At 36.5% G+C, this 14927-nt stretch carries 14 protein-coding genes; 5 read left to right on the top strand and 9 right to left on the bottom strand.

What is annotated here, in order from left to right; all coding sequences use genetic code 11:
* Nucleotides 1-11: 11 nt before the first annotated feature.
* The gene (gene hflX, locus ACFSO7_RS06500) at nt 12-1268 is read right to left on the bottom strand and encodes a GTPase HflX (protein WP_377876389.1); all 1257 of its coding nucleotides are present in this window, start codon (nt 1266-1268) and stop codon (nt 12-14) included.
* A gap of 238 nt (nt 1269-1506) precedes the next feature.
* Between hflX and ACFSO7_RS06495 the strand changes: the two genes are divergently transcribed.
* Nucleotides 1507-2112, top strand: a complete 606-nt coding sequence (locus ACFSO7_RS06495) for a trimeric intracellular cation channel family protein (protein ID WP_377876387.1) — start codon at nt 1507-1509, stop codon at nt 2110-2112.
* Between the two features lie 202 nt (nt 2113-2314).
* Here ACFSO7_RS06495 and ACFSO7_RS06490 read toward each other — a convergent pair whose 3' ends face one another.
* Nucleotides 2315-2911, bottom strand: a complete 597-nt coding sequence (locus ACFSO7_RS06490; protein WP_377876385.1) for a YitT family protein — start codon at nt 2909-2911, stop codon at nt 2315-2317.
* A 404-nt stretch (nt 2912-3315) separates the two neighbouring features.
* Between ACFSO7_RS06490 and ACFSO7_RS06485 the strand changes: the two genes are divergently transcribed.
* Nucleotides 3316-3990 carry a TerC family protein gene (locus ACFSO7_RS06485; RefSeq protein ID WP_377876383.1) on the top strand — a complete coding sequence of 225 codons (675 nt, stop codon included), beginning with the start codon at nt 3316-3318 and terminating at the stop codon, nt 3988-3990.
* 338 nt (nt 3991-4328) lie between these two features.
* Here the strand turns inward: ACFSO7_RS06485 and ACFSO7_RS06480 are convergent, their stop codons facing one another.
* From ACFSO7_RS06480 to miaA, 4 genes are all read right to left on the bottom strand, one after another.
* Nucleotides 4329-4760, bottom strand: a complete 432-nt coding sequence (locus ACFSO7_RS06480; RefSeq protein ID WP_377876381.1) for a histidine phosphatase family protein — start codon at nt 4758-4760, stop codon at nt 4329-4331.
* Between the two features lie 72 nt (nt 4761-4832).
* The gene (gene spoVK / locus ACFSO7_RS06475; RefSeq protein WP_377876380.1) at nt 4833-5786 is read right to left on the bottom strand and encodes a stage V sporulation protein K; all 954 of its coding nucleotides are present in this window, start codon (nt 5784-5786) and stop codon (nt 4833-4835) included.
* Nucleotides 5787-5961: 175 nt separating this feature from the next.
* Nucleotides 5962-6198: an RNA chaperone Hfq gene (hfq, locus tag ACFSO7_RS06470; protein WP_377876378.1), complete on the bottom strand. Its 237-nt coding sequence runs from the start codon at nt 6196-6198 to the stop codon at nt 5962-5964.
* A gap of 28 nt (nt 6199-6226) precedes the next feature.
* Complete coding sequence (gene miaA, locus ACFSO7_RS06465) at nt 6227-7180, bottom strand: tRNA (adenosine(37)-N6)-dimethylallyltransferase MiaA (protein WP_377876376.1); 954 nt, start codon at nt 7178-7180, stop codon at nt 6227-6229.
* Nucleotides 7181-7442: 262 nt separating this feature from the next.
* Between miaA and mreBH the strand changes: the two genes are divergently transcribed.
* The 3 genes from mreBH (at nt 7443) to ACFSO7_RS06450 (ending at nt 9338) form a co-directional block, all read left to right on the top strand.
* Nucleotides 7443-8450 carry a rod-share determining protein MreBH gene (gene mreBH, locus ACFSO7_RS06460; RefSeq protein WP_377876374.1) on the top strand — a complete coding sequence of 336 codons (1008 nt, stop codon included), beginning with the start codon at nt 7443-7445 and terminating at the stop codon, nt 8448-8450.
* Between the two features lie 87 nt (nt 8451-8537).
* Nucleotides 8538-8942: a nucleoside 2-deoxyribosyltransferase gene (locus tag ACFSO7_RS06455; protein ID WP_377876372.1), complete on the top strand. Its 405-nt coding sequence runs from the start codon at nt 8538-8540 to the stop codon at nt 8940-8942.
* Nucleotides 8943-9059: 117 nt separating this feature from the next.
* Nucleotides 9060-9338: a hypothetical protein gene (locus ACFSO7_RS06450; protein ID WP_377876371.1), complete on the top strand. Its 279-nt coding sequence runs from the start codon at nt 9060-9062 to the stop codon at nt 9336-9338.
* Between the two features lie 68 nt (nt 9339-9406).
* Here ACFSO7_RS06450 and ACFSO7_RS06445 read toward each other — a convergent pair whose 3' ends face one another.
* The 3 genes from ACFSO7_RS06445 to mutS form a co-directional block, all read right to left on the bottom strand.
* Nucleotides 9407-9865 carry an SAM-dependent methyltransferase gene (locus ACFSO7_RS06445; RefSeq protein WP_377876370.1) on the bottom strand — a complete coding sequence of 153 codons (459 nt, stop codon included), beginning with the start codon at nt 9863-9865 and terminating at the stop codon, nt 9407-9409.
* A gap of 168 nt (nt 9866-10033) precedes the next feature.
* Complete coding sequence (gene mutL, locus ACFSO7_RS06440) at nt 10034-11869, bottom strand: DNA mismatch repair endonuclease MutL (RefSeq protein ID WP_377876368.1); 1836 nt, start codon at nt 11867-11869, stop codon at nt 10034-10036.
* A 316-nt stretch (nt 11870-12185) separates the two neighbouring features.
* Complete coding sequence (gene mutS / locus ACFSO7_RS06435; RefSeq protein ID WP_377876366.1) at nt 12186-14840, bottom strand: DNA mismatch repair protein MutS; 2655 nt, start codon at nt 14838-14840, stop codon at nt 12186-12188.
* Nucleotides 14841-14927 lie beyond the last annotated feature (87 nt).

Raw genomic sequence — 14927 nt, 5'->3', positions numbered from 1 at the left:
GTAACTCCAATCTAAACTTTATATTTTAATAATTGTCCACTAATTTGATGATCCACTAAGGCAAATCCTTTACATTTATATGTATCTAGGTCCTCATCATAAGATAGTTCCCTAAGAATGGATTCATTCTTTAAATGAGCAAGTAATTTACCTTCAGTCGAAGGTACATTCACAAAGTATGGCTCCATCATTCCAATCACTACCTCTTCAATCTTTCGCTTTAATTTAGCTATATCTTCTTGATTGAAGGCGCTGATTAAAATGGACTCTGTTTCTGCTGATGCAACAAAATCCGAATGCTGAAGATCTCTCTTATTATATACTGTTAACTGAGGAATTTGTTGTATTTTCAGTTCTTCTAGTAGTTTATGTACAGTTTGTTCTTGGCCATAGTAATCTTGATTTGACGAATCAACAACATGAAGTAATAAATCAGCTTCCTTGACTTCTTCTAAAGTCGAGCGAAAGGCTGCCACTAGAGTAGTAGGAAGGTCTTGAATAAATCCAACCGTATCCGTTAATAACGAAATATATCCGCTCGGTAGAATCAATTTTCGAGTCATAGGGTCCAGTGTAGCAAATAATTGATTTTCCTCAAAGGAATCCGCTTCAGATAAACGATTGAATAACGTTGACTTTCCTGCATTTGTATAGCCGACTAAAGCAATTTGAAAAGCTTTATTTTTCTTCCTTCTCTCCCGATAACGATCACGGTGTTGGACAATAACTCGGAGCTGTTCTTTAATTTCATCGATTCGGCGTCTAATATGGCGGCGATCAGATTCCAGTTTTGTTTCACCAGGACCACGTGTTCCAATTCCTCCTCCAAGCCTTGATAATGCGATACCTTGGCCCATCAGTCTTGGCATCAAATATTGAAGTTGGGCTAGCTCGACTTGGAGTTTCCCTTCTTTTGAACGAGCTCTCCCAGCAAAAATATCAAGAATCAGTTGTGTCCTGTCGATAATGCGGGCATCCAACCTGGCTGAAAGATTACGATTTTGACTAGGCGATAGTTCATCATTGAAAATAATTAAATCTGCTTCCACTTCTTCTGCCAATGCTTTTAGTTCTTCTACTTTACCCTTACCAATATAAGTGGCTGGATGAATTCGATCTCTCTTTTGACTAACAGACGCAAGGACCTTACCTTTTGCCGTCTCTGTTAACGAAGCGAGTTCATCTAAAGAATATTGAAACCTTGTATCATCCTCAGTCGTTTGGCATCCGACCAGAATTGCTTTTTCGAAATCTACTTTTTGTTCCAACTAACCAACCCACTTTCCATGATATATTTACCATCCATCATACCAAAAACAGCCAACAAACAAAATAGTCCTCCCTTTCCCGCTTTAAAGCATTGGGGGTCTGTCCCCCGAAGCTTTAAAGCGTTCCAGTGTCAGAGTAAATAATGAAGTATCTATTGATTTTTATATTTATCGTGATAAAATCAATATGTTTGTTTTTATAAATGTAGTTTAGTTGACAACAAGAGGAGTACAGAATATGACTTGGGAAGTTTTAAGTATGATAGGAACGATTGCATTTGCTGTTAGTGGAGCGATTGTTGCCATGGAAGAGGAATATGATATTTTAGGAGTTTATATATTAGGTATTGTTACTGCATTTGGTGGCGGGGCTATCAGGAACTTATTAATTGGCGTTCCAATATCCGCTCTATGGGATCAGGGGCTTTTCTTTCAAATTGCCTTATTATCCATAACTACGGTTTTTTTGTTTCCAAAGAATATGTTAAAGCATTGGCAACGCTGGGGCAACCTGTTTGATGCGATTGGTTTAGCGGCCTTCGCTATTCAAGGAGCACTATACGCATCAAACATGAATCATCCTATGAGTGCCATTGTTGTAGCCGCGGTTCTTACAGGGAGTGGCGGGGGCATCATTCGTGATTTATTAGCAGGTAGAAAACCAACTGTGTTAAAGGCAGAAATATATGCTGTTTGGGCAATCATTTGCGGTTTTGCTATTGGCTTAAAAATTACTTCCTCACCGATTGAACTTTACGGGCTATTTTTTGTTATAACCGTTTTAAGAGTATTGTCCTATACGTATCAATGGAGATTGCCAAATAAGGGTCTCAGTCCGATGTAATTTTGTCACATCTTAATCCCATCTTGCGTAATATATGATATATAATTGATTCGAAAGATAATTTCATATTTAATCCCTTAAAGGGGAGTAGCTTTTACAGCAAAGTCGTCATTCTCAGGATCCATATCCTCGGCTTTGTTGGCAACATTATTGTTGTTAGCAAGACCTTTACCGATTTGGTAAAGGTCTTTTTTTGATTCAATTATACCACTTCCCCTTTTTTATTTATCGTACACAAACTTGTTGCAACGCCTACGAATGTTATCGTTAATGCAGAAAGTATAAAAGTATCTCTTGATAAGAGTAAACCTCCAGCAATAATAACGAGAGCATCAATAATAAATATCATCAATCCAACATTTATGTACAGCTTTTCAGATAGAAATTGCGCAATTAAGTCTGTTCCACCCGTACTCGTTTCAAATCGCAGCATTATTCCGATCCCCAACCCAACAAATATTCCACCAAAAATTGAACTTATAATCGGCGATATCGAAAAGGTAGAAGTAAAGTTTTCATGAAATGGAAATAGCAAATCAATGACAAAGGATGAAAACAACATTCCATGAAGACTATTAAAAAAATAAGTACGATTATAGATCCATGCTAAAATAAATATAGGAATACTTAAAAAAATGATTACAAGTCCTGCTTTAAGTCCCAATAAATAATTAATGATGAGTCCAATTCCAATAATTCCCCCATCTAATAATTCAAAAGGGATAAGAAAGAAATTAATTCCTATAGATAAAAATATACTACCTACAATAATAGCAAGTGCTTTTTGTTTAAAGTTCATACATTATTCATCTCCGAACAGACTTGGACATAGTTCATTTATATGCTTTTATCATGAAAATAGAAGAGCTTTGTCCCGATTAGTTAGTTAGAAAAATACCTATCATCAGATCGGATTCTTTGTTCAAGCCCAAAAAAATCTTGACTTCGTAACAATTTGTTTTTACAATAATAGTAGATTATTATTCTCAACCTTTTAAAGGGGAGTAGCTGTCACAGCAAAGTCGTCATTACGGGAATATCCCCGGCTTTGTTGGCAACGAAATTGTTGTTAGCGAGACCTTTACCATAGGGTAAGGTCTCTTTCTTTAAGACCTTTACCGTATGGTAAAGGTCTTTTTGTGTATACAGGCAGAACAAAATAATCAACTTACCTAAAATTTAACTATTGGAGGAGTGTAAAAAATGGAAATACTTTCACCTGAATTTTGGTCCGCTTTGTTATCTATTATTATTATTGATCTAGTGTTAGCAGGTGATAATGCCATCGTCATTGGATTAGCTGCAAGAAGATTGCCAAAAACGCAGCAAAAGAAGGCTATTGTATGGGGAACAGTTGGGGCTATCGTCATCAGAATGATCGCTACCTTAACTGTAGTTTGGCTCTTAAAGATTCCCGGACTACTCCTAATTGGTGGTGTGTTACTTGTTTGGATTGCTTATAAATTACTTATTGATGATAAAGGACATGAAATTAAAGCAGGAGATAATTTTTGGTCAGCAATAAAAACGATTGTTATTGCAGATGCCTTAATGGGTCTTGATAATGTGATTGGAGTTGCTGGTGCCGCACACGGTCATTTTGGATTAGTTGTCATCGGATTAATTATTTCAGTTCCAATTATGGTGTGGGGAAGTACAATCATTTTAAAACTTGTTGAACGTTATCCAGTTATCATCACATTCGGTGCCGCCATTCTTGCTTTTACTGCATCAAAAATGATTATGGAAGAAAAAATGTGGGCGAACTTCTTCGAACATAATCCTGTGTTAAAATGGGGATTATCAGCTGTCGTTATCGGAGGCGTCCTTCTCATTGCAAGATTTAAAAAGAGAGGCATGATTTCACACGCTAATTAAGAAAAACGCTTCGCTCTTTGACACAAGTACTCCGTGTATGTCGGGGCTAGGACGCTTGCGCTGGACAAATTAAGGGAGGAGCTTCCTCCCTTTTTATTTTATGCTTTATTCCCCAATATGCTTTGAACTATTTAAAATAATACCCTTCTATTCTTTCCATTCATATGTAATAAATGCAAACCAGTATCACCTGTAGAAAATACACATTCAGTATGAACCTTTAATAGTAAAAATGATCTTAATATTTGTGAGATCATCCTCCATGTGACACGATCGCCATGCATTCGATTCCTTCTGACTCAGTTACTATTTATTGATAAAATCATTTCAGCTCGTAATCAAAACTCGAGCTCAGACCCCCCATTTTGAATACGTTCATGAGGTTTCCGTCTAGACACTGGTTCAGGGTATATCATTTTGGCTTCAGACCTTTTTAACCCAGCTAAAACACCATTATTCCATTCTTTAACCCCTTCATCTTCCTTAATACGAACCTTTAAAGCTTCACCTATTATACTAGCAGTCTCTTTTGCTCTCAATAATGGACTCGTCCAAATGATTTCCGGTTCATACTTCCCTTTCATCCAAGTAGCTAGCTTTTTTGCTTGTTCAACCCCTAGTGCCGTAAGTCGAAAATCAGCTCTTCCCTCATGTACATCTAATAAATCAGCCTCTGATTGTCCATGTCGTATTAATATGATTTTCATAATTTTTTTATCCTCCAGTTTTTTAAGATCAATATCTAATCCATACATTATTTCTCTATTCAATAATATTTTTCCTTACATATTCTTTTTCCAATCAAAAAACGACCCATATTTAATAGGTCGTAGTTGCTATTTTCAATTTTGATCTTCTTCAAAAACTAAATCATTGCTACGTATTGATAATAAATCGTGGCGATCAAAATGACTATTCATTAATAATCTCATCGCTTGAGCTCGAATCGACTTTTCAATGACATTTCGAATATATCGTCCATTTGAAAAGCTGTTTGAAGTCAAACTTGTTTTTAACCAATAAAGATGATCTTTTAGTTTTTTTTCTGCTTCGTGACTAAGAGAGTATTCTCGCTCCTTCAACATTCGATCACCAATTTCCATCAATTGTTCAATGTTGTAATCTGGAAAGTCAATGACTAATGGGAAGCGTGAATGTAGCCCAGGATTTAAACTTAGGAAATACTCCATTTCACGTGAATAGCCAGCCAAAATGAGAATAAAATCATGTTGCTTATCTTCCATATGCTTTACAAGCGTATCAATAGCTTCTTTCCCAAAATCTTTCTCTCCACCACGACCTAAAGAGTATGCCTCATCAATGAACAGAATTCCGCCCATTGCTTTCTTAATTAAATCTCTTGTTTTTTGCGCAGTATGACCGATATATTCCCCCACTAAATCTGCTCGTTCAGCTTCAATTAAATGCCCCTTTGTGAGAACATTCATTTTTTGGAACAACTTCCCAATTAATCTTGCAACCGTAGTCTTACCCGTGCCTGGATTTCCTTTAAACATCATATGCAATGCTTGTTTTCCGGATTTTAAGCCCATTTCATCCCGTTTTTTATTGACATATATCCAAGCATAAATTTCCTTAATTGTTCTTTTCATTTCTTCCATTCCAACTAGCTGCAACAGCTCTTCTTCAATTTCTTTTAATGCCGTATGCTCAGGTGGAATGGTCTTTGGAACAACTGGGGTTTCTGCTAGTTCTTTAGCCATTGATGTTCTTTTTTGTGAATTTATGACAATGCTAATTTGTCCGTTATTTTTCATGCGCATCGGTTGATCCAAAGCTTTCACCTCTCATTCAAAAGACAGTATACGCATTGATGGTGTTTTTTGTGACAAATGCCTATTCCAATGGATAAACCCGCTCTATTATATTTATTCACAGGAGTCCTATTTCATTAAAGATTTTTCGAAAAAAAATAGAGTCCACTTTATGTGGACTCATACGACTAATTCCTTATTTATCACTATTATCTAAGTCTAATTGAACATTTTTTTGTGGTGCAAACGTAGAAATAGCATGTTTATATACTAACTGTTGCTTACCTTCTGATTCGAATAAAACGGTAAAGTTGTCAAAACCTTTAATTTGTCCTCTAATTTGAAAACCGTTTAATAAAAACACAGTCACGTTTGTACTTTCTTTACGAAGTTGATTTAAATATTGATCTTGAATATTAATGGATTTGTTCATTGGATTTCCTCCTCTATTATCTCTAATATTATGTATTCGCTTTTATTTGGAGCTTTCCTTCCACAAAAGACGAAATTTCAATCATTTTTTTTGAAAAACTTATCTGTTCACCCATATCAAACCAGGTTACATCCATTTTATTTCGAAACCATGTTAATTGTCTTTTAGCATATCTTCTTGAATTTTGCTTTAAATTTTGGATAGCCTCTTCCAATGACACTTTTCCATCTAAGTAATCATAAATTTCTTTATACCCAATTGCTTGAATAGATTGTACTTCTCGTATACCATCCTCGTATAGCGATTTTACTTCTTCTAACAATCCAGTTCCCATCATTTGATCGACTCTAAAATTAATCCGTTCATACAATTGTTCCCGATCCATACTTAATCCAATTAAAGCTACGTCGTATAACAATTCCTGCTCTTGTTCAAGTTGATATTCAGTTATCGTTTTTCCAGTACAGTGAAAAACTTCTAACGCCCGAATCACTCTTCTAATATTATTTGCATGAATTCGATTTGCACTTTCGGGATCAATCTTTCTTAGCTTATCATGAACATATTCATTTCCAAATTGCTTGGCACTCTCCTCCAATGATAAACGAAAAGAATCATCAGAGAAAGTATCAGAAAATTGATAATCATAAATCACAGATTGAATATATAAGCCAGTTCCCCCTACTAGCATGGGCAGTTTACCTCGCCCTTGTATATCCGAAATCTCCTTACGAACGATCTGTTGAAATTCAGCGACAGAAAAACTTTCATTTGGGCTTTTAATGTCTAATAAATGATGTGGAATTCCTTCCATTTCATCTGGTTTAATTTTAGCAGTACCAATATCCATCCCTTTGTATATTTGCATGGAATCACCGCTTATAATTTCCCCATTATATTTTTTAGCAAGTTCAATACTTAATTTTGTTTTTCCCACCGCTGTTGGCCCGATTAAAACCAACAATTTTTCTCTTTTATCCACCTATTTCACACTGCCTTTTAACTTAACTTTGCTTCTATCCTAACATATATTTTGTAAGCAGTAGAACATCTAAAGATTATATCCATAAAACAATGCTTTTATTCCCTACAAATAATATCCATTTCCACCATTTACTCCTTGAAAAATTACAATTAAATAACGGTTTTATAACAAAGGACAAGTAACCCCCATAGTTATGTTAACCTTTCAGAAGTCTATAGAGTTCATAATTAGATAGTAAAATGAATTGGATGTGACTTATATGTTATCAACTTTAGATCTTGGCATTGACTTAGGAACCGCAAATATTCTTGTTTATAGTAAAAACAAAGGAATTGCATTAAATGAACCTTCCGTAGTTGCAATTGACACAGAAACAAAAAAAGTGCTCGCTGTCGGAATCGAAGCAAAAGCTATGATTGGAAAGACACCTGGCAAAATTATTGCCATTCGACCTTTAAAAAATGGAGTAATCGCCGATTTTGACGTTACAACTGAATTACTTCAACATATTATGAGAAAAGCCTCAAAAAATTTAGGATTTGCTATTCGCAAACCTAATGTTGTTATCTGTACACCTTCTGGATCTACTAGTGTTGATCGGCGTGCCATACAGGATGCTGTTCGCCATGCAGGCGCTAAAAAAGTCCATTTAATTGAAGAGCCTGTTGCAGCTGCGATCGGAGCTGGACTGCCCGTTGATGAGCCTATAGCAAATGTTGTTGTCGATATTGGCGGCGGAACAACAGAAGTAGCGATTATTTCTTTTGGTGGAGTTGTTGCCTGTCATTCCATACGCATTGCTGGGGATCGGCTTCATGATGATATTATACAATATGTTCGAAAAGCCTATAATGTCTTGATTGGGGAAAGAACAGCTGAGTTAATCAAAACCGAAATCGGTTATGCACTTATCGAACATGATGAAATCCATATGGAAATTAGGGGAAGAGACCTTGTCACAGGTCTTCCTAAAACCATTCGTCTAGGTTCTGTAGAAATTCAACAGGCATTAAAAGAATCTCTGTCTCATATTTTAGAGGCCATTCGTGCCACTTTAGAGGAATGTCCAGCTGAATTGAGTGGAGACATTGTTGATCGTGGCGTCATTTTAACTGGCGGTGGAGCGCTACTAAAAGGGATGGAAGAATGGGTAAACAAAGAAATTGATGTCCCTGTTCATTTAGCTCCGAATCCACTTGAATCAGTTGCACTAGGAACTGGGAAGGCTTTAAAATATATACAAAAATTACATTCCATTGCTAAATAGCTAGCTCTCATCATTTCTTTTACTTGTACCTTTTCGCAAATCAGATTATCATAAATGAAAATGATTGTTTAGAAAAAGGTGAATGGTATGAAATTTTATATCGCTTCTGGTTTGCAAAATAAAGAAAATGTTAAATATGTTGCGGCACAATTAAAGGCATGTGGTTTCACACATACGTATGATTGGACCGTTAATAACAGGGCTGAAAGCTATGAAGAATTGAAAAAAGTAGGAGAAGCTGAAAGAACGGGTGTCCTAAATGCTGATTTTCTTATTGCCCTTCTGCCTGGCGGTAAAGGAACACATGTAGAATTAGGCATGGCATTAGCTCAAAATAAAAGAGTTTATTTGTATTCTCCAAATGAAGATATTAATAATTTAACGATTACTTCAACCTTTTATTTTTTAGAAGAAGTAAGACCGTTTATAGGACATATCAGCGATTTTATTAATCTAGTAATTAAGCAGGAAACAGAATTAATAGTTCATTAAAATGTTGCAGGAAAAAACCCCTGCAGCTTTTTTTATTTCATCCAATGTATTTGACATGCACCTGTCCACCTTTTCATCATACAGTATAGAGACAATATTATAGAAATAGGTGATCAGATGACTTACAATCCTTTAATCATTGGTGTGGTGCAACCGTGGCAACAATATCCATATCATCCAAGCTATGGATATTATAACCATCCCTATGGTTACAACGTAGGATTCCACGGTGGTTATTATGGTGGTGGACATCACGGTGGTTACCATGGTGGATATCATGGAGGACACCATGGAGGGCATCATGGCGGACACCACGGTGGGCATCATGGCGGACACCATGGTGGGCATCATGGCGGACACCATGGTGGGCATCATGGCGGACACCACGGTCGATAAACTCAAAAAACAAAGGATGCTTTGGATTATACCAGAGCATCCTTTTGCTGCTGCATCTAACTACTTAATTACTTCCAATAATTCCCCATTAATTCTGTTGACCAATTTGGTTGCTTGACCTCTTCTTTCGGTAAGAATTCTTTCATCACAGGTTTTATATCGATAATAGGAGTTCTGTCTATAGCATCTAATCCAGTCACATATATCTTTCTCCCCTCTACTTTCAATATTTTTACAATTGTTGTTCCAATTCTATTAGGTCTATTTTTCCCCCTTTGGGCAAATATTCCAACCTTTGGCCAATTTTGATTATTCCTTGGGTGCCGGGAACCATATTGTATTTTATTATCTGGGACGAGATGAAACACAAACATTACTTCTATGTGGGAGAATGTATCAAGTTCGTCTAAACAACTATCCTCTAACTCACCATCCAATTCAATTACAGAAATGATTTCCCCCCAGTAATCGTCTTCAACTTTTTTCCGTTCATTGTATACTGTTCCAATCGCTTTTACTGAAAACATATTTAGATCTCACCTCAATTTAATAATATATAAATCTTATCACCCACTTAGTTATAAGGAAAATAATGTTTTTTTTATTATTCAGTATAATATTTCCTTATGGGTAAAGTGTTTTTTCTATATAAAAAAACAAGGTAAACCCAAATATAGGTTTTACCTTGTATAAAACTACATCACCCGCTTAAACATCTTCTCTAATTCGTAGGTCGAATATTGAATGATAATTGGTCTACCATGTGGACAAGTAAATGGATCTGAGCTTGCCCTTAAATCATTTAAAAGCGTTTGAATCTCGTCTTGTCTTAAGTGGCGATTTGCCTTTATTGACGCTTTGCAGCTCATCATAATCGCCGCTTCTTCTCTCAGCTTTTTCACATCTACTTTTTTCATTTCCAGAAGCTGTTCAATCATTTCTTCTATAATTTCCTTCTCTTCGCCCTTTAGAAACCAAAAAGGATGAGCACGGACAATAAAACTGTTATGACCAAAATCCTCTAAAAAAACCCCAACCTTCTCAAGCTCCACTCGATTTTCCACGATTTTAAGATACTCATCGGTTGGATACACAAATGTCAAAGGAACGAGTAATTCTTGTAATTCCTTCTCAACTTGTCCTACCTTCTCTCGAAAATATTCATACTTTATTCGCTCTTGGGCTGCATGCTGATCAATAATATACAACCCTTGATCATTTTGAGCAAGAATATACGTTCCATGCATTTGACCAATCGGATACAGGATCGGGACTCGGGTAACAACTGGTTTTTCTAAAATTCCATCATCCATTATTTCATGAACTCGTTCAACTTGCGGATCTTCATTATAAAAAGCCTTCGGCACACTCGGTACAATTTCATCGTAATGTACTGGATCCAACTGCTCTTTAATAAAATTCTGCTTGGGATAGTCCCTTTCACTCCGTTTGTCTTGGACATCTGCCCTTTCTTCCAACACTAATGATGTCTGTTCTGATTTTGATCGCTCTTGTTTCGTATGAATTACACCAGAAGGAATCAAAGTTTTCGTCTTAAAACTTGATCGAATCGCACTCGTTATAAGCTCGTTCAATTCCTGCTCCTTACTTAGTCGAACCTCCATTTTAGACGGATGTACATTTACATCAACTAGAATTGGGTCCATTTCGATATTCAACAAAACGATTGGGTATCGACCGATTGGGAGCAAAGTATGATAGCCATCCTGAATCGCTCTTGCCAACGGATAATTTTTAATAAAACGCCCATTGATCATCGTCGAAATGTAATTTCTTGATGCTCTCGTCACCTCTGGTAAAGAAACATAACCTGATACTTTGAAATCTAAAGACTCCAATTTAATTGGTATAAGCATTTTTACGATACTCATTCCATATATGGCTGCCAAAACTTGACGAACATCATCATTTCCATTTGTTTGCAGAAGTTTTCGTTCATTATGAATGAGACGAAAGGAAATTTCAGGATGTGACAAAGCAATCCGATTAACCACATCAGTAATGTTACCAAGTTCCGTATGAATCGTTTTCATATATTTTAACCGTGCTGGCGTATTATAAAATAAGTCTGAAACCGTAATATCTGTACCTTTACGACTCGAAGCTTTTTCATGAACCTCTAGTTTTCCACCTTCAAAGATTACTCTAGTTCCCGCTGAGTCTCCCGTAGAGGTTTTCATTTCAAGTCTTGAAACAGAGGCAATACTTGGTAATGCCTCACCTCTAAAACCTAATGTTCGGATGCGAAATAAGTCATTTTCATTTTTTATTTTACTGGTGGCATGTCTTTGGAAGGCAATTAATACATCAGCTTCCTCAATTCCATCACCATTATCTGTAATTCGTATTTTTGAGAGACCAGCATCCTCGATTTCAATTTCAATAACAGAGCTTCCTGCATCAATCGCATTTTCGACCAATTCTTTTACAACAGAAGCAGGTCGTTCTACAACTTCACCTGCTGCGATTTTATTCGCTAATGCATCATCCAATTGAAAAATCTTCCCCAATATTGCCACCTCCCTTGATTAAAGATAAAGAAGTATTACTTTTTTGGACTTCGAAAATTGTCCAGCGCAAGCGTCCTAGCCCCGACGTACAGGATGTACTAGTGTCGACAATGCGACAGGACGTCGCGCCCTTGTCGACCTCGAGATCAAATGTTCGACGCCCAAAAAGTCAAGAACGACTTTTTGGGTGTCGAAGCATTTGCTTGGCAAACCAAAGAACGGTTTGCATAAGTGCGACTAGGTCTCTGGCTTCGTTACTTCGCCAATCGACCAGTCTTCTTTATCGGGGCTGTTCAAGGCACCCGCACTTTTCTTATTAACTTTTCAATTTTTTTTGAAGCTCATATAAGGTGTTCATCGCTTGGAGAGGAGTCAAATCTAATATATCAAGCTTTTTAATTTGTTCTAATACTTTTTGTTCCTTACCTAAAACGGGTTTAACCTTTTCTTTCGGTTCATCAAAAAAGGACAATTGACTAGGTTGTAATACTTTTTCCAGACTTGAATTGATATTTGTCTTTTGTACCTCATTTAATTGATCAAAAGAAGAAGTTATTTCATTTTTGGTCAATTTCGAAGCATCAACCATCATTTGTTTCTGTTCAAATTGATTTAATAGTTCATTCGCTCGTTTGATTAGTTCTTTTGGAAGTTCTGCAAGCTCTGCCACATGAATTCCATAGCTTTTATCGGCCGCTCCTTCTTTAATTTTATGAAGGAAAACGAGCTTCCCTTGATGCTCCATCGCACTAACATGAATATTTTTCAATTTTGATAAATCATTCTCTAAAACGGTTAATTCATGGTAATGGGTTGAAAATAATGTTTTTGAACCAATCTGCTCATGAATATACTCAATTATCGCTTGAGCCAATGCCATCCCATCATATGTCGATGTTCCACGACCAATTTCATCAAATAAAATCAAGCTTTTTGGAGTCGCATTCATAATTGCATTTTTCGCTTCTAACATTTCAACCATGAACGTACTTTGACCAGAAATCAAATCATCAGCGGCTCCAATTCTCGTGAACACTTGATCAAAGATTGGCAACGTCGCTTCCGTTGCAGGTACAAAACAACCTACTTGTGCTAAAATCGAAGTTAACGCAATTTGACGCATATACGTGCTTTTCCCTGACATATTCGGGCCAGTTATTAACAAAATTTCGCGTTCATTATCCATATAGCAATCATTCGGCACATATTCCTGTGCAGCAAGCACTTTTTCCACAACGGGATGGCGGCCATCTTTGATGTAAATTTTGCGATCAAAGGAGAAAGTCGGTTTTACATAATGTCTATCTTCACTTATTTGAGCAAAGCATTGCAATACATCAAGCTCACTAACAGACTTTGCCAGTGATTGAAGCTGTGGAATATAGGACTTAACATGTTCCCGAATTTGAGCAAATAGTTCGTACTCTAATTCACCGCTTTTTTCTTCAGCTTGTAAAATTAACTCCTCTTTTTCCTTTAGTTCAGGAGTAATAAAGCGCTCTGCATTCGTTAATGTTTGCTTCCGCTCATATTGTCCTTCCACTAAAAGGTGAAGGTTTGCTCTTGTCACCTCAATATAATAGCCAAACACACGGTTATACCCAATTTTCAAAGATTTGATTCCTGTTTTCTCACGTTCTTGTCGTTCTAGCCCGGCAATCCACGTTTTTCCATTCCGACTTGCATCACGGTATCGATCGAGTTCCTCATTAAAACCATCACGAATCATATTTCCTTCTTTCACCGAAAGAGGTGGATTTTCGACAAGTGCCCGCTCTAATAAGTCGGTTACTTCTTCACACGGGTTAAGTTTCTCCGCTATATTAGTTGCAATCTCAAAACCTATTGAGTGTAATATTTGTTTTAAAAATGGGATTTGAGTTAACGATTTTTTCAATTGTATTAAATCTCTTGCATTCACATTTCCAAAGGCGACCCTACCTGCTAAACGCTCTAAATCATACACTTCTTTAAGTTTTTCACGAAGCTCTTGTCGTTCAAAATAATGTTGCATGAACAATTCAACAATTGAATGTCTATGTGTAATTTGCTTCTGATCAATGAGCGGGCGCTCCATCCATTGTTTTAGCAGACGCCCCCCCATAGCTGTCATTGTTTCATCTAAAAGCCATAACAACGATCCCTTTTTTCCTTTATTTCGAATCGTCTCTGTTATTTCTAAATTTCTTTTTGAAAAATAATCTATTTTCATAAAGGATTGAGTTTCATAAAACTTAATAGGTTGTAGATGATCAAGACTTCTTTTTTGAGTACGATATAAATAATGCAGTAAACGTGCCACTGTTTTACTGAGCTTGTCCTCTTTAATTTCCTCAACGATATGTGAAAAGGATGGGTCGATACTAGTTTCAGTTTCAATAGATAAAGCCCTGACATTTCGATCGCTTAATTTCTTCTTATGTTCAATCGCAAACTCAGAATCTATGACTACTTCCTTCGCTCCTAAAATAGATATTTCGTTTAACACATCCTCGAAATTTCCATTCAGTAATGTCGCTTTTCCTTCACCAGTCGTTAAATCGGTGTAAGCGAAACCGTAGGTGTCATCATTAAAAAAAGTAATTGTGGCTATAAAATTATTTTCTTTGTCATGAAGTCCTCGACCCTCCATAACTGTACCTGGAGTAATTAGTTGAACAACTTCACGTTTCACTACACCTTTAGCCTGTTTTGGATCTTCAGTTTGTTCACAAATAGCTACTTTATATCCTCTTTCTATTAATTGCTCAATATAGTTAGGTGCTGAGTGGTAAGGAACTCCGCACATCGGAATGCGGTCTTCTCCCCCACCTTCACGACTCGTTAATGTGATCTCTAGTTCTAGGGAAGCTTTAATAGCATCATCAAAAAACATTTCGTAAAAATCGCCTAAGCGAAAAAATAAAAAGGCATCCTCGTATTCTGCCTTTACTTGTAAATATTGCTGTATCATCGGCGTATATGCTGCCATAATTTCCTCCAACATTTCTCATTATCTATTCGATATTTCGACAATTAATTATAACATATCGTTTCTTTATCTTTTAGTATTGGGATT

This window comes from Bacillus sp. CGMCC 1.16607 (assembly GCF_042683745.1).
Lineage (GTDB): Bacteria > Bacillota > Bacilli > Bacillales > Cytobacillaceae > Pseudoneobacillus.
This window is presented reverse-complemented; position numbering and strand designations above follow the sequence as displayed.